Source organism: Delftia sp. ZNC0008, assembly GCF_000799035.1.
GTDB lineage: Bacteria > Pseudomonadota > Gammaproteobacteria > Burkholderiales > Burkholderiaceae_C > Comamonas > Comamonas tsuruhatensis.
In genome coordinates this window covers 1-348 of record NZ_JTKZ01000414.1, presented here as the reverse complement: position 1 = coordinate 348, position 348 = coordinate 1, and the positions used below count along the sequence as shown (strand labels likewise).

1 protein-coding gene is annotated in these 348 nt (G+C 70.7%); it reads right to left on the bottom strand.

Annotation, left to right across the window (positions count from 1 at the left end; genetic code table 11):
* A partial coding sequence (locus L995_RS13705; protein ID WP_047472290.1) for an Ig-like domain-containing protein occupies window positions 1-348 on the bottom strand: 348 nt, incomplete at both ends.

Sequence of the window (348 nt, the reverse complement as noted above, 5' to 3'; positions counted from 1 at the left end):
CGCACAACAGTGCCAGCATGCCACCCTGGCCCAGGCCGGGAACGGCCTGGACATTTCCGGGGCCGGCACCGGGTCCTGGGTCCGTGCCCGGACCGGGGTCGGGATCGGTGCCCGGGCCGGGATCGGGAGGATCGGCAGCGATCACCTCGATGGTCACGGATGCCGGTGCGGCAGCGCTCTGGTGCCCGTCGGATACCGTGAAGGCGAAGGTATCGGGCCCGGAGTAGCCGGCCGTCGGCGTGTAGATCAGCGTACCCGTCTGGGGATCGAAGCCGCTGATGCCGCCATGGGCGGGGCCGGTGGTGATCTCGAAGCGCAGCGGGTCCGACTCGAAGTCCGTGCCAGCGA